The sequence below is a fragment of the Aneurinibacillus terranovensis DSM 18919 genome (assembly GCF_000430625.1).
Classification (GTDB): domain Bacteria; phylum Bacillota; class Bacilli; order Aneurinibacillales; family Aneurinibacillaceae; genus Aneurinibacillus_B; species Aneurinibacillus_B terranovensis.
In genome coordinates, this window is record NZ_KE387174.1 from 77,041 (window position 1) to 96,728 (window position 19,688).

The 19,688-nt window shown below is 47.4% G+C and carries 18 protein-coding genes; 17 read left to right on the forward strand and 1 reads right to left on the reverse strand.

The features are described 5' to 3' along the window. Positions 1 to 72 precede the first annotated feature (72 nt). The 10 genes from panB (at position 73) to H525_RS0119290 (ending at position 11,652) form a co-directional block, all read left to right on the forward strand. A complete protein-coding gene (gene panB, locus H525_RS0119245; RefSeq protein ID WP_081413512.1) occupies positions 73 to 1,026 on the forward strand; it encodes a 3-methyl-2-oxobutanoate hydroxymethyltransferase in 954 nt (317 codons plus the stop codon). Continuing rightward, the gene (gene panC / locus H525_RS24860) at positions 1,023 to 1,961 is read left to right on the forward strand and encodes a pantoate--beta-alanine ligase (RefSeq protein ID WP_081413513.1); all 939 of its coding nucleotides are present in this window, start codon (positions 1,023 to 1,025) and stop codon (positions 1,959 to 1,961) included. The genes panB and panC overlap by 4 nt, the downstream gene beginning before the upstream one ends. After that, entirely contained in the window at positions 1,876 to 2,259 is a 384-nt protein-coding gene (panD, locus tag H525_RS0119255) for an aspartate 1-decarboxylase (protein WP_027417523.1), read from the forward strand. The genes panC and panD overlap by 86 nt, the downstream gene beginning before the upstream one ends. A gap of 82 nt (positions 2,260 to 2,341) precedes the next feature. Then, positions 2,342 to 3,835 (forward strand): tetratricopeptide repeat protein, encoded by a 1,494-nt coding sequence (locus H525_RS0119260; protein WP_027417524.1) that lies wholly within the window; start codon positions 2,342 to 2,344, stop codon positions 3,833 to 3,835. 75 nt (positions 3,836 to 3,910) lie between these two features. Further along, positions 3,911 to 6,757, forward strand: a complete 2,847-nt coding sequence (gene dinG / locus H525_RS24865) for an ATP-dependent DNA helicase DinG (RefSeq protein WP_035102035.1) — start codon at positions 3,911 to 3,913, stop codon at positions 6,755 to 6,757. 56 nt (positions 6,758 to 6,813) lie between these two features. Continuing rightward, positions 6,814 to 7,698 carry a ComEC/Rec2 family competence protein gene (locus H525_RS0119270; RefSeq protein WP_027417525.1) on the forward strand — a complete coding sequence of 295 codons (885 nt, stop codon included), beginning with the start codon at positions 6,814 to 6,816 and terminating at the stop codon, positions 7,696 to 7,698. Positions 7,699 to 7,709: 11 nt separating this feature from the next. Then, positions 7,710 to 8,330 carry a redox-sensing transcriptional repressor Rex gene (locus H525_RS0119275; protein ID WP_035102037.1) on the forward strand — a complete coding sequence of 207 codons (621 nt, stop codon included), beginning with the start codon at positions 7,710 to 7,712 and terminating at the stop codon, positions 8,328 to 8,330. Between the two features lie 155 nt (positions 8,331 to 8,485). Further along, positions 8,486 to 9,325 (forward strand): non-homologous end joining protein Ku, encoded by an 840-nt coding sequence (gene ku / locus H525_RS0119280; RefSeq protein ID WP_027417527.1) that lies wholly within the window; start codon positions 8,486 to 8,488, stop codon positions 9,323 to 9,325. 111 nt (positions 9,326 to 9,436) lie between these two features. Further along, positions 9,437 to 10,300 carry a non-homologous end-joining DNA ligase gene (gene ligD / locus H525_RS0119285; protein WP_027417528.1) on the forward strand — a complete coding sequence of 288 codons (864 nt, stop codon included), beginning with the start codon at positions 9,437 to 9,439 and terminating at the stop codon, positions 10,298 to 10,300. Between the two features lie 56 nt (positions 10,301 to 10,356). Then, a complete protein-coding gene (locus H525_RS0119290) occupies positions 10,357 to 11,652 on the forward strand; it encodes an amidohydrolase family protein (protein ID WP_027417529.1) in 1,296 nt (431 codons plus the stop codon). An 89-nt stretch (positions 11,653 to 11,741) separates the two neighbouring features. Here the strand turns inward: H525_RS0119290 and H525_RS0119295 are convergent, their stop codons facing one another. Next, positions 11,742 to 11,924 (reverse strand): hypothetical protein, encoded by a 183-nt coding sequence (locus H525_RS0119295; protein WP_027417530.1) that lies wholly within the window; start codon positions 11,922 to 11,924, stop codon positions 11,742 to 11,744. A 117-nt stretch (positions 11,925 to 12,041) separates the two neighbouring features. Between H525_RS0119295 and H525_RS0119300 the strand changes: the two genes are divergently transcribed. The 7 genes from H525_RS0119300 (at position 12,042) to yhfH (ending at position 19,470) form a co-directional block, all read left to right on the forward strand. Then, positions 12,042 to 12,524, forward strand: coding sequence for a cell wall elongation regulator TseB-like domain-containing protein (locus tag H525_RS0119300; protein WP_027417531.1), 483 nt, complete (start codon positions 12,042 to 12,044; stop codon positions 12,522 to 12,524). Positions 12,525 to 12,642: 118 nt separating this feature from the next. After that, a complete protein-coding gene (locus tag H525_RS0119305) occupies positions 12,643 to 13,164 on the forward strand; it encodes a hypothetical protein (protein WP_027417532.1) in 522 nt (173 codons plus the stop codon). Then, positions 13,157 to 14,686: an AAA family ATPase gene (locus H525_RS0119310; protein WP_027417533.1), complete on the forward strand. Its 1,530-nt coding sequence runs from the start codon at positions 13,157 to 13,159 to the stop codon at positions 14,684 to 14,686. Before H525_RS0119305 ends, H525_RS0119310 begins: the two co-directional genes overlap by 8 nt. Before the next feature lie 155 nt (positions 14,687 to 14,841). Beyond that, positions 14,842 to 16,020, forward strand: coding sequence for a pyridoxal phosphate-dependent aminotransferase (locus H525_RS0119315; protein WP_027417534.1), 1,179 nt, complete (start codon positions 14,842 to 14,844; stop codon positions 16,018 to 16,020). Positions 16,021 to 16,326: 306 nt separating this feature from the next. Next, positions 16,327 to 17,928: a malate synthase A gene (gene aceB / locus H525_RS0119320; RefSeq protein ID WP_027417535.1), complete on the forward strand. Its 1,602-nt coding sequence runs from the start codon at positions 16,327 to 16,329 to the stop codon at positions 17,926 to 17,928. 20 nt (positions 17,929 to 17,948) lie between these two features. Beyond that, positions 17,949 to 19,241 (forward strand): isocitrate lyase, encoded by a 1,293-nt coding sequence (gene aceA / locus H525_RS0119325; RefSeq protein WP_027417536.1) that lies wholly within the window; start codon positions 17,949 to 17,951, stop codon positions 19,239 to 19,241. A gap of 103 nt (positions 19,242 to 19,344) precedes the next feature. Further along, positions 19,345 to 19,470 carry a protein YhfH gene (yhfH, locus tag H525_RS26725; protein WP_081413515.1) on the forward strand — a complete coding sequence of 42 codons (126 nt, stop codon included), beginning with the start codon at positions 19,345 to 19,347 and terminating at the stop codon, positions 19,468 to 19,470. The last annotated feature ends 218 nt before the right edge of the window (positions 19,471 to 19,688 follow it).

Genomic DNA, 19,688 nt, shown 5'->3' on the forward strand with positions numbered 1-19,688 from the left:
CCATAATCACATCTGCTCTGAGCCTGCCATGTGAGGACCGAGACAGAAGGAAGCTAGCTGGATACACTGCGTATGCACGCTTTTATAGAGCGCCTTCTCCTTTCGGTGAAGGCGTTTTTCTATTCCTTCGCTACCTTAGGATGCGGCTGCAAGCAGGTAAAGGAGGATTTTTTAGTGACGAACCCGATTACAACGGCCAGCCTGAAAGAAATGAAAAAGAACAAGCAACCGATTGTCATGCTCACCGCCTACGATTATCCTTCTGCAAAACTTGCGGACGAAGCGGGTGTCGACATGATTCTTGTCGGGGATTCGCTTGGAATGGTTGTGTTAGGCTACGAATCAACGATTCCTGTGACAATGGAAGATATGGTTCACCACACAAAGGCGGTAACGCGCGGTACGGCGAGAGCGTTTGTTGTTGCGGATCTCCCTTTTTTAACCTATCACGCAACGATCGAGGAAGGTCTGCATAACGCGGGTCGCCTTATGCAGGAAGGGGGAGCAAAAGCGGTAAAAATGGAAGGCGGAGAAGAGCTTGTTCCGCTTATTCGCCGCTGCACACAGGCGGGTATTCCTGTGGTCGCCCACATCGGACTTACTCCGCAATCGGTTCACCAGTTTGGCGGCTATAAAGTCCAGGGAAAGACGCCGGAAGCAGCTCGAAAATTGCTGGACGATGCGCTGGTTCTGGAAGCGGCGGGGGCTTTTATGATTGTCATGGAATGTGTGCCACGGCAGCTTGCCCGCCTTATTTCTGAAAAATTGACGATTCCGACCATCGGAATCGGGGCAGGAGCTGGCTGTGACGGGCAGGTTCTGGTTTACCATGATATTTTAACTTATGGAAATGACCGCGTACCAAAGTTTGTAAAAAAATATGCGGCCATCGGTGAAACAATAAAGGAAGCAATTGCCGGTTATGCACTGGAAGTGCGGACGGGTGAGTTTCCTAAGGAAGATCATACGTTTACGATCAAAGAAGAACTTATTGAACAACTATACGGAGATGGGGTAAAACAATGAAATGTGTAACCACGATTCATGAACTTCGCTCAGATCTTAAGCCGAGCCGTGGAAAAATAATCGGTTTTGTCCCAACTATGGGATACCTGCACGAAGGACACTTAAGCCTGGTTGAGCGGGCGAAAAAAATGTGTGATGTTGTGGTCATGAGCATTTTCGTCAATCCGCTGCAGTTTGGCCCAACGGAAGATCTCGAGAAGTATCCGCGTGATTTAGCACGTGATACGGCCCTGGCTGAAGCAAACGGGGTTGATTTTCTGTTTACGCCTTCGGTTGAAGAAATGTATCCAACAGCAAGCAAAACACTGGTAACCGTCAAAGACATTACCGATTCACTGTGCGGTGCCTCTCGCCCGGGCCATTTTGACGGGGTGGCGACGGTTGTGTCCAAACTGTTTAACATCGTGCAGCCTGACTATGCATTTTTCGGTATGAAGGATGCTCAGCAGGTGGCTGTTATTCAACAAATGGTGTCGGATCTTAACATGCCTGTAACGATTGTTCCCTGCGAAATTGTCCGTGAAGCGGACGGGCTCGCGTTAAGTTCCCGCAACGTGTACCTAAACGAAGAACAGCGCAGGCAGGCGCTTGTCTTATTCCGTTCTCTCAACACGGTTAAGCAGGCGTTTGATAATGGTGAACGCCGTACCGCCGCATTAAAAGAAGCAGCCGTGTCAGCCATCAGCAAGAGTCCGGAAGCGCGCATTGATTATGTTGAAATTCGCGAGTACCCGTCCCTGGCGGAAATCGAAACGATCGATGGGGAAGCTCTGGTCGCACTCGCCGTATACTTTGAAAATACCCGTTTAATTGACAATATAAAGCTGTCTGTAAGAGGAGGAAACGCACATGTTTCGCACCATGATGAAAGCCAAAATTCACCGGGCCACGGTGACAGAAGCGAACTTGAACTATGTGGGCAGTATAACAATTGACCGCGATATCATTGATGCGGTGGATATTTTGCCAAATGAGAAGGTTCAGATTGTGAATAATAACAACGGTGCCCGCCTGGAAACGTATGTGATTGAGGGGGAACGGGGCAGCGGAGTGATTTGCCTGAACGGGGCAGCCGCGCGCCTTGTCCAGCCGGGAGACACGGTCATTATTATTTCGTATGCAATGATGACCGAGGAAGAAGCCAGAGGGTACCAGCCGACGATTGCCATCATGGATAAAAACAATCATATTGAGCAGTTAATCGGGCAAGAAATCCATGCCACCGTGCTGTAATCGATATGGAAACATAGCGGATTGATAAGGCCCCCCTTCTTGAGACACACTGAATGTATGGACCAAGAAAGGGGGCTTTCTTTTGCTTTCACACTTTTTTGCTGCATTGAACGAACGATTGCTTCAGATCCAAACGAAGCTTGCCGGAAATAAACAAAAAGAAAAACAAAAATATTACAATGAAATTATGGAGCTGCGTGCACTCAGTGATTGTTTCGTCGAAGAATGGCTGGCATTTGAAGAAAAGCTTATCGACCTGCAGCGGATGATGGAACGGGAATGGGAATCGTCGGCCGGAAGTTCAAAGGGTTCGTCCCATGGCCATGGCGCAGGTTTATCTGCGATAAATCAGGCGGAGGTTTCACCATCTGTCATCGATGCAGACGGTGGGTTCGCATCGGAAAGCGAGGCAGCGATCCCTCTCCCTGTCGCGATGAATTTTCGCAAAGGACAAGGATATTTTGCCCTATCCATGTATGACGAAGCCGTCAAATCGTTCAGCGCGGTCATCGAGCATGAACCAGATCTTACCATCGCTCGCTTATACCTCGCCTTCGGATTTTTAATGTCCAATCATCTGGAAGTTGCCTACAAACAATTTCAATTGCTCGTTAAAACGTCGAATCATCCGCTGATTAAGGCGGCTTCGCTAAATGCGCTCGGCTGCATTTCTGTACTTGAAAGCCGCACAGACCTTGGGCTCAAATGGTTTGACCGCGCATTGGAACAATACCCGGAGTTTCAGGATGCGGCGTTTAACAGAATGCTGACGCTTTATCACGCCGGGGAGTATAATGCATGCGTTCAGGCTGTGTGCTCCATTCGCGATGCCGATGCGGATTTGGAAATCCAGTTCCTGCTGTTCAGTGCGTTCCTGAAGAGCGGCCGCAAGAAGGAAGCGAAAGAATGCTTACGGCGGGCCCGCCGAATTGCGTCGCAGCAGGAAGGGACACCCCGCGATTGGCAGGTCATCGCGCACGGATATGAGCAGTTGTACTTGTTTAAGGAAGCTGCATTTTGCTACAGGCGGTTGCTTCCGGATTTGCGGAAAGAGGCATGGGTCTGGCACGGCATCGGCTGGTCTTTGTGGCAGCAAAAAAAAGAAGCAGACGCCGTTCCTTATCTTAAGCGGGCACTGGCGCTTGAGCCGCATAATGCGGAATACGCCTGTTCGTATGGCTGGGCAATGCTCGGGCTGGGTGAAACAGAAAAAGCCTATCAAATTTTCAGTCTCATCGACCTCCAAAAAAAAGGAACGCATGAAGCCGTACTTGCGGTAGCCGGCATGATTGAGGCTCTTTTACAAAACCCGGAGATAGGTGAAGGGCTTACAGAAGCCGAAACGCTGACCCGGCGGATGCTGTATGATGCCCGACCGAACACACGGGCGCTCGGTCATTTCCAATTGGGGAAAATTTGCATGGTGCAGGAAGACAAAGACGGAGCGATGCACCATTTTTCATTAAGCGAGTCATTGATTCGTGAAGGGGCTTTGTATACCGGGCTGCTTCACTATATGAAAGGGAACCGCCTGAAAGCGTATGATAAATGGGAAATGACCCCGCCGATTCTGTAGAAATCGGCATTTTTATCTTGCACTTCACGCCCCGGTGATTCAGAATAGATGGAAGAGCTTTCTGAGGTGAAGTGATTGAATACATTTGTAGTAGTTGACTTTGAAACAACAGGCAATAAAGCAAAGGACGGGGACAAAATCATCCAGATAGGCGCCGTGCGCGTTGAAAATGGAGAAATCGTCGACCGTCTGGCAACCTTTGTGAATCCCGGAGTGGATATCCCTCCTTTTATAGAAAAGCTAACCGGCATCACGAACACGATGGTGGAAGGCGCACCGGGAATCGAAGATGTGCTCCCTGATTTATTACGCCTGCTCGACGGTGCCTCGTTTGTCGCTCATAATGTTTTTTTTGATTTGTCTTTTTTACAGAATGCTTTGCTGGATGCGGGGTACAATGCTTTTACCGGTCCGCTTCTCGACACGGTAGAATTATCCCGCCTGCTGTTGCCCAGCCAGGAAGGGTACCGCTTAACCGATCTTTCCATGGGGCTTGATATCGATCATGACCGCCCGCACCAAGCGGATTCGGATGCGGAAGCTACCGCCGTGCTGCTAATGCAGCTGTTGGAAAAGCTTAACCGGCTCCCCCTTGTTACGGTCCAGCATCTCCAAAGTATAAGCCGCTCGTTTCAATCTGATATCGGGCCTCTGCTAACGGCGATTGAACAGCGCAAAATTCATGAGGGGCTGTTTGAACCCGGTGAAGGGCTTGAGGTTGTCAATCAGGTCGCATTAAAAATAAGAACGGAACCGGAAAAGATCGGTTTTTCTCCGAAAGAGACGATTCCATTTGATGAATTCGTCGATAATCTGTTCGGGGAAAATGGGGGACTGCAGCTTCATATGCCCGGTTTCGAGCTTCGGCCCGCCCAGGTTACAATGATGAAGCAAGTGTATGATTCGTTTGCCAGCGGACGGCATTTGATGGTGGAAGCGGGAACCGGGACAGGCAAATCACTCGCGTATTTAATCCCGGCTGTTTTCTGGGCCAAACAAGAACAGGAAACGGTGGTGATTTCGACCCACACGATTCAGCTTCAGGAACAGATGTATACACGGGATTTGCCTATACTCCAGGCTCTTTTTCACAATGATTTACCCCGTGTATCCATCCTCAAAGGCCGCAACAATTATTTGTGTCTTCGCAAATATCACCACAGCCTTAGTGAAGAGCAGGATAATTATGATGTTCAGCTTGCCAAATCACAAATGCTGGTCTGGTTGACAGAAACGGAGACAGGCGACGTAGAAGAAATCAACCTGCCGTCGGGCGGCCAACCGTACTGGAAGCAAGTTCAAAGCGATGCCAACTCTTGTCTGAACAGGCATTGTCCATGGTTTTCCCGTTGCTATTATCACCAGGCGCGCCGGAAAGCGCAGCAAGCGGAGGTCATTGTAACGAATCATTCGCTGCTCTTCACCGATGTCGGAGCAGAACACCGCATTATTCCGTCGTTTCAGTATGCGATCATCGACGAGGCTCACCACTTTGATGATGTGGCGAGCCGCCATCTTGGCGACAAACTATCGTCGTATCAACTGGAGGGAATGCTGTTCCGTCTTCGTCCGGACCGGGGAGTGGGTCTGCTGGAAGAGATGGAAGAAGCGGTGCGGGCATGGAAAGTATCGCGGTATGATCAAATCAAGCATCAGGTAGAATTGACATACCAGCAGGTGAAAGAATGCAAGGAATCAGTGCGGGAGATGTATCATCTGCTATACCAGTGGTCGCACCAACGGGCCAAAGAAGCGGATGAAATCGGACGGACGGTCCTCAGGTACAGCCAGGAAGATTTACAGAACCGGTGGGGACGAGCCGTTCTGTCCGCGGTAAAGAATAGCGTCGACTTCTTGTTAACGGTCGGGCGCAGCCTGGAAACGATTTATTCCAAGCTCCACGGGGATGATGACATGCCGGTGGAACTGCGGGGACTTACGACCGATTTGAACGGCATGATGAAAGATGCGCTGTCTTATGCCCAACTCTTGCATGAAATGATGTTGAGCGACGATAATCAGTATGTATACTGGGTGGAACTCGATATACGCAGCAGCACCCGCAAAGGAATTTATTTAAACCGGGTACCAATCGACGTGTCCGCGCTTGTGCGTGAGTTGTTTTTCGAAAAGAAAACAAGCGTGGTCCTTACATCCGCAACGATGAGTGTGAATTCATCGTTTACGTACGCGCTCGATGCCCTGGGATTATCTGATTTGCACGCCAGCAAAGGAATTGGAACATCGGTTCTCCCGTCGCCGTTTGATTACAAAAACCAAACGCTCTTATGCATTCCGAATGAAATACCGAACATTAAGGATGCATCCGAAGCCGAGTTTACAACCGCTTTGATCGAATCACTCGCCCGGGTGGGGATCGCAACAAAAGGCAGGATGCTCGTTCTGTTTACCTCTTATTCCATGCTGCGTTCCGTGTATGAACCGTTAAAAGATCTCCTGAAGGAATACGGGATTACCGTGCTCGGCCACGGGATTGACAGCAGCAGCCGCAGCAAACTGACGAAGCAATTCCGCTCGCTTGATGAATGTATTCTGCTTGGAACGAGCAGTTTCTGGGAGGGTGTGGACATCCCGGGCAGGGACCTTTCTGTGCTGGCGATTGTCCGACTTCCTTTTGTTCCGCCGAATCACCCGCTTGTCGAAGCGCGCAACCAAATGTTAAAGGAACAAAACAAAAATCCGTTTATGCAGCTTTCCGTACCGCAGGCAGTTATTCGTTTTAAACAGGGGTTCGGCCGTCTCGTGCGAACGAAAGAAGATCGTGGGGTGGTTCTGGTGTATGACCGCCGTTTAATTGATGCCCGGTATGGACGCCTGTTTTTAACCTCCCTGCCGGAGACAACTGTTCTCTGTCAACCCACAGGAGAACTTCTGCCTGTGATTAAGCAATGGATTGAATAATTATTCTTCCTTTCCACATATTCTTATAAAAGAGTGTGTGGGAAGGAGAAATGACAATGACACGAAGAAAATGGCCCGTCTTCCCCCTGAGTATTCTGCTCCTGCTTTTTACCGGTCTCGGTTGTTCAGCAGCGATGAATGTGGGAAGTTCGATGTTTGACCGCAATACATACAAAGAAAAGCTATACACACCCGCAGCCCTTGATGCTCAATTCCTCGGCATTCCAGATGGAGAAGCAACCTTGCTGCATTTTCCGTCTTATAATGTGCTCATTGACACAGGCACGAATATGAGCGGGCGGTCAGTGGTTGAGTTGCTTCGAAAACAACATATTCTACAGGTAGACTTGCTGGTGCTCACCAACAATCTGGAGGATTATGCCGGCGGTGCTGGTGAAATCATTCACGAACTTCATGTTAAAAAGCTGATCGTGCCTGCCTCGCTTGCCCCCTCAATTCTCCGGCGGATAGGGGCATTGGATATGCCGGTCAGGCGAGTAAAAAAAGGGGATGTACTTGTTTTGCCTGAGGGGGCAAAAATTCAAGTTCTTCTGCCAACCGACCCGCTCCTTCTTTCACCGGAAGACAATTCACTTGTCCTGCAATTGACGTATAATAAAATGAAGATGCTTTTTACAAGCGGGATCCACGCAGAAGCAGAACGAAGATTGTTAGGGTATAATCTGCGTTCCCAAATCCTGAAGGTAAGCGACGAAGGCTGCAATGCCGCAACCGACCCGTTTTTTCTAAAGAAGGTCGACCCCCAGACTTCTATCATATTTACCGGCTCGGACGGCCTTTCACGAAAAGATGTGGTACGACGGCTTGCCGAGGATTGGAGCGATGTTTATCAAGTTTGCAGTAAAGGGACGGTTCATGTTCTTACCAATGGGCATGACTATCAAATTTATACGGAGCGGTTAACAAAGGGGAGTATGTAAGGAGTGAACTTATTATGAAGACATTAAAAATTTCTGAAGCGGTTGTTCGCAGACTGCCTTTATATTTACGGTACCTAAATCGTTTGATGAATATGAACGTCCGAACGGTCTCATCCCAGCAGCTTGGCGACGGGCTCGATTTAAACCCTGCCCAGATTCGAAAGGATTTAGCGTGCTTTGGCGAATTCGGCCGCAAAGGGATTGGCTATGAAGTGGATTATCTGATTGCGAAAATTAAAAATATTTTAAAGCTTGACCAGCAAATTAACGTCGTTCTGATCGGTGCCGGACACCTCGGTTACGCAATTAGCAACTACAATGCGTACCTTAAGGATAATATGCGCATCGTGGCTATACTTGACACAGACCCCGCCAAAGTGGGCAAACAAACGGCTGGCATTGAAATTCAACCTCTGGAAAGGTTAGAGAAAGTTGTGGAAGAAAAGAATATACGGGTCGGCATTATCGCGGTTCCCGCCGAAGCGGCCCAGGCGGTTGCGGACGCGCTGGTACGAGTCGGAATTTCCGCGATCTTGAACTTTGCCCCGATCAATTTGCGCGTGGCCGATGGAGTACGCGTCCATTATGCTGATGTGACTATGGAATTATATAGTCTGGCATACTATCTGTAACTGTTTGTAACTATCTGCAAAATTTGCAACAATCTGCAACGATTCATCGGGTGGTTCTTCTGCCTTAAGCGCCGGCAATTGCCAGACGTTTTTTTTCATGTCATCCGATTAGGAAGCTGCGCATTACCCCACACTATACAGAGGGGGTGCACTCTATGCATACGATGTGGAAAGGGAGCATATCATTCGGCCTGGTCAACATTCCGGTGAAGATGTTTGCAGCAACGGAAGAAAAAGACATTCATTTTCGCATGCTGCACAAAACGCTGCATGCCCCGATTAAATATGTAAAAACGTGCGAACAGTGTGAGGGCGAAGTTCCCGTATCCGATATCGTTAAAGGATACGAATACGAGCCCGGCCATTATGTCATTGTCGAGGAAGACGAGTTAAAAGCGATTACGCCTCATACACGAAAAGCGATTGAAATCATGGATTTCGTGGACATCAAAGAAATTGATCCGATTTATTTTAACAAGACCTATTTTCTCTCTCCAAACGAAACCGGGGATAAAGCGTATGTATTGCTCCAGTCCGCGATGCAGAAAACAGGGAAAATTGCGATTGCCAAAATTACCATTCGTTCCAAGCAGAACCTTGCCTGTGTCCGGGTATACGAAAACGCCCTTGTGATGGAAACGCTGTATTATCCTGATGAAGTGCGCGAGGTCAAGCAAGTTCCCGGGCTGCCTGATGCGGCATCGACAGAGGTTAATGAGAAGGAGTTGACGATGGCTGAACAGCTCATCGAACAACTTTCGGGGCCGTTTAATCCGGCCGCGTATGAAGATGAATACAGAAAGCAGCTGCAGGATCTTATCCAGCAGAAAATCGACGGCAAAGAGGTCCGGCACGTTGCGGAGGCACCGCGCGCCCGCGTCGTTGACCTGATGGAGGCGCTGCAGGCAAGCATTGAAGAATCGAAAACCAAAAAAGCCACGGCTAAACGAGCGCCGGCGAAACGTAAAAAAGTAAAGGCGAGCGCAAGTGGGTAAACGATAAGCAGGTACACGAGAATAAGACCGGGCAGCTTCTCAGCGATGGCGGGCTGCCCGGATTCATTCTCAACCTCTCATGTCCCTCACTGTCGGAAATGGAGTGGTAACGTGAAAAACATCTCTGTTACAAATCCGGATAAAATTTTATGGCCGAAAACCGGAACAACAAAAATGGAATATCTCACGTATCTATTTGCTATGGCCGATTATATCCTGCCCTATACCAGGGAAAGGCTGCTCACCGTCATTCGCTTTCCAGACGGTGTTGAAGGCAAGTCCTTTTATCAAAAGAATGCCCCCGCCTACACACCGGAATGGATTAAAACCTATTCATGGCATCAAAACGAATACATTGTATGCAACGATAAAGAAACGCTTCTCTGGCTTGGCAATCAGGCAGCGCTCGAACTCCATGTAGCGTTTAACCGGGTGGGTGCGGAAAATATGCCGACGGAACTCGTTTTTGACCTTGACCCGTCCACAGAGGGATTTGATCATGTTAGAGAAGCGGCCTTATATGTCCGTGAGGCGCTGGAGAAAATCGGACTGATTTCGTTTGTCAAAACGTCGGGTGCGACCGGTCTTCAGGTGTACGTGCCGATCACATTTACCTATACATATGAACAGACCCGGCGAGTCGGTAAGTTTATCGCCGAATTTCTCGTAGAAACGTATCCGTCTTTGCTGACAGTCGAGCGATTTAAAGGAAAAAGAGGGGACAAATTATATATTGACTACGTGCAGCATGCTCCGGGAAAAACGTTGCCCCCGCCCTATTCCGTTAGAGCCAGGGCGCTTCCAACCGTTTCGGCGCCCGTGACATGGCAGGAAATTGAAAAAGGATGCCGGCCGGAAGATTTCACCATTGGGACGATTCCGGATCGTGTGAAAACATACGGAGACCTATTTGCACCGCTTACAAACGAGTCGAACCGTCAGCCACTGGACGCCATTTTAAAAATTCTTGATTGAAGCCTTTTTACACAAAAGGTAAAATAATGTGGATGATGAATGGAGAGGAGTTTCAAATGAAAACACTAATCATGAACGCTACGGTTCTTACAGTAAATTCAACAAATGAAGTGATATATAACGGAGCCGTTGGGTTCGAGAATGGAACCCTGACTTATGTGGGCCCGACTCCTGAGCAGGTGGATACATATGATGAAGTGATCGATGCAGATGGCCGGATCGTTATGCCTGGACTGGTGAATACGCACGGGCATACAGCCATGTCGCTTCTCCGGGGTTATGCGGATGATTTGCCGTTACAGGAATGGCTGGAAACAAAAATGTGGCCGCTGGAAGCCCGGTTTACGGAAGAACATGTGCGCTGGGGAACCTCGTTGTCAATCGTGGAAATGCTAAAAACAGGCACAACGACCTTCGTGGATATGTATGACCACATGGATATGGTCGCCGGGCTGGCTGCTGCTTCCGGCATGCGCGCCGTTCTCTGCCGCGGTGTAATCGGATTGTGCCCTCCGGATGTGCAGACGCAAAAGCTTGAAGAAGCAAGCGCATTTGCCGCCAAGTGGAATAATACGGCCGATGGGCGCATAAAAACAATGATGTCTCCACATGGCGCGTATACGTGCCCGCCTGATTTTATTGAGCGAATCGTCGCAAAAGCGAGAGAACTTGATTTACCGATTCACATTCATATGTCCGAGACCGAATGGGAAATTCAGCAGAATGTGTCCGATTACGGTTCGCGCCCGGTTGCCCACCTTGAAAAACTTGGTGTATTTAATCGTCCGACCTTGGTCGCCCATGCGGTTCATTTAACGGATGAAGAGCTCGATACGTTGGCGAAATATGATGTGAAAGTGTCACACAATCCAATTAGCAATCTGAAGCTTGGCAGCGGCGTTGCACGCGTTCCTGAAATGCTGGAGAGGGGCATTTGTGTTTCCCTTGGCACCGACAGCTCGGCAAGCAACAACAATTTGGATTTGTTTGAAGAAATGAGAATGGCGGCTTTACTTCATAAAGGAGTTCGGCATAATCCCGTTTTGGTTCCGGCAACGGAAGCGATCCGCATGGCAACGATTTATGGGGCGAAAGCGCTTTGGATAGATGATAAAACGGGGTCGCTTGAAGTTGGGAAACAGGCGGATTTTATTGTGCTAGAGTCGCACAGCGTCTATTTTCAACCGGCGCACGACCCCATTTCCCATGTTGTTTATTCGGCAAGCGGTCGCGATGTCAAAGATGTGTATGTCCAGGGCAAGAAGCTGGTTGAAAATGGACAGTGTGTAACGATGGACGAAAAGAAGATTGTTGCGGAAGCGAACCGCATGTTTTCCACCCTGCAAAAATAAACGAATTCATAAAGAAAAAACCCCTGCCCACAGGCAGGGGAAAAAGAAGGATAGGTAGGGAGTAATGGTCGTACAGCTTGAAAAGATCATCAGATATCTTCCATACTGATCCATGAGGAAATATTCGGTTGGCGAAAGGCTGCAAAGGGAAGATCCGGTGTTGTGCGGAACGGTGATGAGAGGTATAACCACGAAGGATTATGCTCGTCGATCAATCCGGAAATTTCCACCGGCAAATCCTCCGGCAGGTGGTGTGCAAAAATGGTTTGCACGTTCGCTCACCTCCTTGCTTACCTATAGTATCTCCCGCCGTGGAGTCAGTATGTTGCCCAGATTTTACACCGCTCCCCATCTATTGCAGACACGAAAGAACAAAGGAGAAAGTAAACGTGAAGAATTGGTTACTCGGTGCAGCGGGCTTGCTACTTGTGATCCTGTGTGTAAGCCTTGGGTTATACCTGCACCTGAATGGGCAGCAGAGAACGCTACTCGAAACAGGCAAGACACTGGCCCATGAAAAAACCGATATCAACGAAGTGCTTTCCGTAGATCAGTATAACGGCAAGGTACCATATATAGTGGTTCAGGGAATTACAAAAAAAGGGGAGCCATTAGTTGCCTGGTTTAAAGGGAACCAGGTGGATGCCGTTGAGGATATGAACAGGCTGGTATCAAAAAAGAGTGTCATCCAGGCGATTGTCAATAAAAATCCGCGGGCGGAAATCATTCATGTCATCCCTGGCGAAGATGGCCAGCAAAAGTTTTGGGAAGCATTATTTGTTGATTCAAAAAATAAATTTAATTATTATTATATTGATATGTACACGGGCCAATTTATAAAATCCTACCAATTACAGCAGGCAACCTCATAATTGTACAGAGGTTGTCTTTTTTGTGACAGAAAAATTAGTATTCACCACAAATAAGTTATTTATGATATACTACGTGATATATAAAATTATATCACTCAGGTAGAAAGGGGTAGAATAGATGAAGGTACGTACAATGCCCATCTTTTTATCCATTTTGATAAGCAGTATCGTTCTTTTCGGAGGGTGGTATGTTTTTCAAAGTCAATTCGTAAAAAAACCAATCGCCACTGAGATTGCCGCGATGAAAGGTGTCAAACTTGGCGCCATTTCAGTAGGACGCGATTCGGTTGATGTGAAAGTAACCTTTACGAACCCGGATACATTCGCCGACCAATATAAAGCCATCCAGCGGCTCGTTGCTGAGAAAACGAACGGAAAACCTGCAACGATCCAACTCAATTCCCCTGACAATCGACTCCAGCAGATATGGAATAAAAATGCGTTTGCCATTGATGAAGCGCTGGATCTGCATACGTACTCCAAAATTCCTGCTGTGCTGAATTCGATGAAAAAGACGTATGGCCTTACGGCTGCAAGTTCACAAATTGATGACCAGAACATTTATGTTTATTTAAATGACGGTAAGAACCCTTACTTTACCGTTCTTCCCAGATATAAAGAGGTGAGCCGCAATGGGTAAAGAGATCATGATTGGCACCATACCGGTTGTCATTGCGTTTTTGGTTTTTATCGGGGTGAATGTGGCGCCGTTTATTATAGCCGCAGTCATTCTTAGTTTTCTGACGTTTGTTATTATGCGCCAGGGTGGAATGTCTGTTGCACAGAAGAAGACGCCGATTGATACTCCGAAGACGACGACGAATTTTAACGATATCGGCGGTCAGGAACGCGCCAAGAAAGAAGTAAAGGAAGCGCTGGATTTCCTTATTCATAAAGATACGTTAAAGCAATACGGAATTCGTCCGCTGAAAGGCCTTTTGCTAACGGGACCTCCGGGAACCGGAAAAACGCTTATGGCGAAAGCGGCCGCGAACTATACGAATTCAGCGTTTGTGGCGGCTTCTGGCTCACAGTTTGTCGAAATGTACGTAGGCGTAGGTGCGCAGCGCATCCGAGATTTATTTAAAGAGGCGAAACAGAAAGCCGAAAAGAATAATCAGGACAGCGCCATTATTTTCATCGATGAGATTGATGTGCTCGGCGGAAAACGCGAAGGCAGCCAGCACCGCGAATACGACCAGACACTTAACCAGCTGTTGACAGAAATGGATGGTATTTCTACATCAGAAACCCCCCGCGTTCTCATGGTGGCGGCAACCAACCGGGCGGATATGCTTGATGACGCTCTAATCCGGCCGGGCCGATTCGACCGGCAAATTGTTGTTGACCTGCCGGATAAAAAAGCACGCAAGCAGATTTTAGAAATCCATGTAAAAAACAAACCGCTTGCTGCTGACGTGGATATTGACGCGATCGCTCGTGATACCTTTAATTTTTCCGGAGCTCAGCTGGAAAGCGTAACGAACGAAGCGGCTATTTATGCGTTCCGTGAAAACAGCAAAGAAATTACCCAGCGCCACTTCTCGCATGCGATTGACAAGGTGATGATGGGTGAACAGACGGACCGCGAATCGACAGCAGAGGAGCGGGAACGGGTAGCGAATCACGAATTAGGCCATGCGATTGTCTCTGAAGTAGTGCGTCCGCTTTCTGTTTCACAAGTCTCCCTGCGTCCGCGCGGACAGGCTTTGGGTTATGTCCGGCAAAGCCCGCAGCAGGATCGTTATTTGTATACAGTTGAAAACCTTGAGCACCAGATTATGATCGCGCTCGGCGGCGCCGTCGCGGAAGAAATGCTGTATGGCGGCCGCAGCACGGGGTCCCGCAATGACTTCGAACAGGCGCTGAATCTGGTGAATACGATTATTGATTGCGGCTTATCGCAGCTTGGCATCGTAAAGATGGATATGGTTTCACGTGAAGCGCTGCATGAAGAACGCCAGCGCATCTTAAATGAACTGCTTGAGGAAACCCGAGCCATACTGCGGAGTTATTTCCCGGTCTTTCAACACGCGTTCGACCATTTGATTCGTGAGGAAGTATTGAACGGTGAAGAATTCCGTGCCATGATGGCAGAAGCAAAAGCAATGCCGCGGAAAAACAATGTGGAAGACCTGGAATCTCACTTGATAAATTCATAATTTCTTACTAAGCCCGTACAATTATCCCAAATTGTGCGGGCTTTTTCGTGTTTTCCCTTGTAATTTTTAAGATTCACGTTAAAATGAGAATATAATTTATTTTATTTTGCACAAAACATATTATATTTATTTACCTATATACAGGAGGCTCAATCATGAATTTATCGCAGCGAGTTGAACAGGTAACCCCTTCAAAAACACTGGCAATCACGGCTAAAGCCAAAGAATTAAAAAGCCAGGGATTTGATGTTGTTGGGCTTGGGGCAGGGGAACCGGATTTCAATACGCCCCAGCATATTATTGATGCCGCAGTGAAGGCTATGGAAGAAGGTCAAACGAAATATACAGCTGCTTCCGGTATCATTGAGTTAAAAAAAGCCATTTGTGAAAAACTTGCTGACGATAACGGTTTGTCCTACCAACCTTCACAAATTCTTGTTACGAATGGCGCTAAACACGCACTTTATAACTTATTCCAGGCACTTTTGAACCCTGGCGATGAAGTGATTATCCCAATACCTTACTGGGTCAGCTACCCGGAAATGGTCGTTCTAGCCGAAGGTGTGCCGGTGTTTATCGAAGGTAAAGAAGAGAATGAATTTAAAGTAACGCCTGAGCAAATTGAAGCAGCCATTACGCCGAAAACACGCGCATTTATTCTTAACTCACCAAGCAATCCGACAGGAAGCATTTACAGGAAAGAAGAGCTCAAAGCAATCGCTGACGTGTGCCTCCGCCATCATATTTTAATCGTTTCAGATGAGATTTATGAAAAGCTGATTTATGATGGACTGGAGCATGTAAGCATTGCAAGCCTCAGCCAGGCAGCGTATGAAAACACAGTTGTGATCAATGGGATGTCTAAACCGTATTCCATGACGGGTTGGCGTATCGGATATGCGGCTGGCAATGAACAGCTGATTAAAGCTATGACCAATTTATCCAGCCACAGCACCTCGAATCCGACAACGTTTGCCCAGTACGGCGCTTTAGCCGCGCTGAAAGGTTCACAGGAACCTCTCCGGGTAATGAAGGAGGAGTTTGACAAACGTCGCAGGGCTATTACAGAACTTATGAATGATATTGAAGGTGTGTACTGTACGATGCCGAAAGGAGCTTTTTACCTTTTTGCCAATGTGAGCGAAGCCATGCAAAAGGGTGGGTTTACGAATGTAGACGAATGGGCGCAGGCATTATTGGAAAAAGAATATGTGGCGCTTATACCCGGATCAGGATTTGGTGCCCCCCATCATGTCCGCATTTCGTATGCCACATCCCTCGAACAGCTGCAGGAAGGCGCCGCCCGCATCAAACGCTTCGTGGAAGGAAACTAATATCTTTATATAAGCCAAATATAAGCCAAGACGCTTTTATTGACTACGAATTTAGTCAATAAAGGCGTTTTTATTTTTTTGCTAAACTATTTGCTAATTTTTGAGAAAAATTTTTTAAAAACGTATTGCTCAATTTGAATTGTTATATTACAATATAAAAAACCGGATACGTTGTTATATAATACAGCTGAAAATGGTAAAACATTAAGGGAACACATTGGCTGTATCATAATAATTTATACAGAAACATATTGTTATATAATAACGATCCGAAAAAATATAAGTTTTGGAGGGAGGCTTTAATTCATGGGTACAACAACTTATCCAGCGGGTGTCGAGCTTCTGGAACCTGTAACCGAAGCATATGCAGCAATTCTTACGCCCGAAGCACTTGGATTTGTAGCTTTATTGCAGAGAAAATTCAATCAGACACGTATTTCCCTTCTGCAGAAAAGGGAAGAGAGACAAAAAGAAATAGACGCGGGCAAACTTCCGGATTTTTTACCGGAGACAGAACATATCCGCAGCGGTTCCTGGACGATTGCTCCTCTTCCACCGGATCTGCAAGACAGAAGAGTCGAGATCACCGGACCTGCGGGAGATCGTAAAATGGTCATCAATGCCTTGAATTCGGGTGCAAAGATGTTTATGGCCGACTTTGAGGATGCTAATTCTCCGACCTGGAGCAACACGATTGAAGGTCAAATCAACTTAAGGGATGCGATTCGGGGAACCATTCAATTTGTAAGTCCGGAAGGTAAGCAATATTCACTCAAAGAGGATACCGCTACATTAATTGTTCGTCCGCGTGGTTGGCATTTGGAAGAAAAGCATGTGCTTATCGACGGAGAACCTGTTTCCGGCAGCTTATTTGATTTTGGACTTTATTTCTACCATAATGCGGACGCTCTTCTTAGCAGCGGCACAGGTCCTTATTTTTATTTGCCGAAGCTGGAAAGCCATCTGGAAGCGCGGTTGTGGAATGAAGTTTTTGTTCTGGCACAGCAGGAACGAGGGATTCCCCAGGGAACCATAAAAGCTACGGTTCTTATCGAAACAATTTTGGCAACATTTGAAATGGATGAAATTTTGTATGAATTACGTGAACATTCAGCAGGTCTAAACTGCGGCCGCTGGGATTATATATTCAGCTACATCAAGAAGTTTCGCAATCAACCGGATGTGATTTTGCCTGACAGGTCCACCGTAACGATGACAGTGCCGTTTATGAGCGCCTATACACAGTTAACGATTAAAACATGCCACCGGCGCAATGCTCCGGCCATCGGCGGTATGGCGGCCCAGATACCGATTAAAAATGACCCGGCAGCAAACGAAGAAGCGTTTAACAAGGTTCGGGCGGATAAGGACAGAGAAGCAAGAAATGGTCATGACGGAACGTGGGTCGCTCATCCGGGGCTGGTTCCGGTTGCGATGGAAGTATTTAACGTATTAATGCCGCAGCCGAATCAAATTGACAACAAACGGGAGGATGTGCAAGTGTCGGCTCAGGAACTTCTTGCTGCACCGGAAGGAGTGATTACAGAGACAGGGCTCCGCACAAACATCAGTGTGGGTATCCAATATATTGAGGCCTGGCTGTGTGGATTTGGAGCGGTTCCGATTTTCAATCTCATGGAAGACGCAGCTACGGCGGAAATTTCCCGGGCGCAAATATGGCAGTGGATTCGCCATCCCAAAGGCATCCTTGATGATGGAAGGAAGGTTACGACGCAGTTATTTGAGCAGCTGTTAACTGAAGAACTGGAGAAAATCAAAAATATAGTCGGAGAAAGCCGCTATCAATCTGGTAAGTACCAACTGGCCAGTGAGCTGTTATCCAATCTTATCCTCAACGATGAGTTTGAAGACTTTTTAACTCTCCCTGGTTATAAATATATTAAATAATTTTTGAAAGGGTGGAAGAGATGAAAAAAGAACATTTTGATCATTATGTGTCGCAATTGGAGCAAAGCTGGAAAGATGAACAGCGTTGGGACGGTATTACAAGGCCTTATTCAGCAGAGGATGTCATTCGGCTCCGCGGCTCGATTCAAGTCGAACATACACTCGCACGCATGGGTGCCGAGCGTCTCTGGTACCTCGTAAATAATGAAGACTATGTAAATGCACTGGGCGCTTTAACAGGTAATCAAGCGATTCAACAAGTCAAAGCCGGGTTAAAAGCGATCTACTTAAGCGGCTGGCAGGTTGCAGCTGATGCCAATCTTTCCGGAAACATGTACCCTGACCAGAGCTTGTATCCGGCTAACAGCGTACCGCATGTAGTAAAACGGATTAACCAGGCGCTGCAGCGGGCGGATCAAATTGACCATTCGGAGGGAAAAAACGATACGTATTGGTTTGCTCCCATCGTTGCTGACGCCGAAGCCGGGTTTGGCGGTCCGCTGAACGTATTCGAGATGATGAAAGCGATGATTGAAGCAGGTGCGGGAGGAGTTCATCTGGAAGACCAATTATCTTCTGAGAAGAAATGCGGACACCTGGGAGGTAAAGTTCTGCTGCCAACCCAAACTGCTGTACGCAATCTCATTGCTGCACGATTAGCTGCCGATGTCATGGGGGTTCCCACTGTATTAATTGCAAGAACGGACGCCAATGCAGCCAACCTGATCACGAGCGATGCCGATCCGTATGATGCTCCGTTTATTACCGGCGAACGCACTCCGGAAGGTTTTTATCAGACGGAGGCAGGACTTGACCAGGCAATCGCCAGAGGGCTTGCGTATGCGCCGTATGCCGATATGATCTGGTGTGAAACTTCTGAACCGAATATCGAAGAGGCAAAACGGTTTGCCGAAGCCATCCATGAAAAGTTTCCTGGTAAATTGCTTGCATACAACTGCTCGCCTTCTTTCAACTGGAAGAAAAAGCTGGATGAAAAAACGATTGCCGTTTTCCAGGAAGAACTGGGCAAAATGGGCTACAAGTTCCAATTCGTTACACTTGCAGGTTTCCACGCCCTGAATTACAGTATGTTTGATTTGGCACTTGGCTATAAAGAACGTGGTATGGCCGCCTATTCAGAATTACAGCAGGCTGAGTTTGCCGCTGAAAAATACGGATACACCGCCACGAGACATCAACGTGAAGTCGGTACCGGTTATTTCGACGAAGTTTCTCAAGTGGTTAGTGGCGGCACATCTTCAACGGTAGCGCTTAAAGGTTCAACAGAAACGGAACAGTTCACCAAAGCATAATGTACTAACGTATTCTTCCTGTTATCCGTATGCATTAAATTAATGGATAATTAAACTTAATTATATAACGTAGGTTAATAAAATTAAAGCGGGGGAATTAATAATGTATTCGGATTCTTATGGGGATACCTCAAAAAAGGTATGCAGTGAATGCGGTTGTGAAATCCAGGAACAAGTCGAATCGTATGTGCATCTTTGTGAACGCTGTATGAATAAAGTACACGAGTAGAAATTTTCAGGATAGACATCCATGCCGCTAACGCAGCACCATCAGATGATGAAAATGGGGTGCGTGTTGTATAATTTTCTTACGGCTGGCGAAGGTAGGTCGTGTTACTATGGTGTCTCGAACCCGCAGGATAGACTGATCACAGCGACCAGGTGCACCACAGATTGTTGCTCCCTCCACGGAAGCACGCAAGATAGAATAACCGGGATATGGTTGTT

Excerpts from the sequence above, each read along its gene's own strand:
- H525_RS0119270 (WP_027417525.1), top strand. The coding sequence starts at position 6,814 with ATGACACGAAGAAAATGGCCCGTCTTCCCCCTGAGTATTCTGCTCCTG.
- H525_RS0119290 (WP_027417529.1), top strand. The coding sequence starts at position 10,357 with ATGAAAACACTAATCATGAACGCTACGGTTCTTACAGTAAATTCAACA.
- H525_RS0119310 (WP_027417533.1), top strand. The coding sequence starts at position 13,157 with ATGGGTAAAGAGATCATGATTGGCACCATACCGGTTGTCATTGCGTTT.
- yhfH (WP_081413515.1), top strand. The coding sequence starts at position 19,345 with ATGTATTCGGATTCTTATGGGGATACCTCAAAAAAGGTATGCAGTGAA.
- panD (WP_027417523.1), top strand. The coding sequence starts at position 1,876 with ATGTTTCGCACCATGATGAAAGCCAAAATTCACCGGGCCACGGTGACA.
- panC (WP_081413513.1), top strand. The coding sequence starts at position 1,023 with ATGAAATGTGTAACCACGATTCATGAACTTCGCTCAGATCTTAAGCCG.
- H525_RS0119305 (WP_027417532.1), top strand. The coding sequence starts at position 12,643 with ATGAAGGTACGTACAATGCCCATCTTTTTATCCATTTTGATAAGCAGT.
- aceA (WP_027417536.1), top strand. The coding sequence starts at position 17,949 with ATGAAAAAAGAACATTTTGATCATTATGTGTCGCAATTGGAGCAAAGC.
- aceB (WP_027417535.1), top strand. The coding sequence starts at position 16,327 with ATGGGTACAACAACTTATCCAGCGGGTGTCGAGCTTCTGGAACCTGTA.
- ku (WP_027417527.1), top strand. The coding sequence starts at position 8,486 with ATGCATACGATGTGGAAAGGGAGCATATCATTCGGCCTGGTCAACATT.
- panB (WP_081413512.1), top strand. The coding sequence starts at position 73 with ATGCACGCTTTTATAGAGCGCCTTCTCCTTTCGGTGAAGGCGTTTTTC.
- H525_RS0119315 (WP_027417534.1), top strand. The coding sequence starts at position 14,842 with ATGAATTTATCGCAGCGAGTTGAACAGGTAACCCCTTCAAAAACACTG.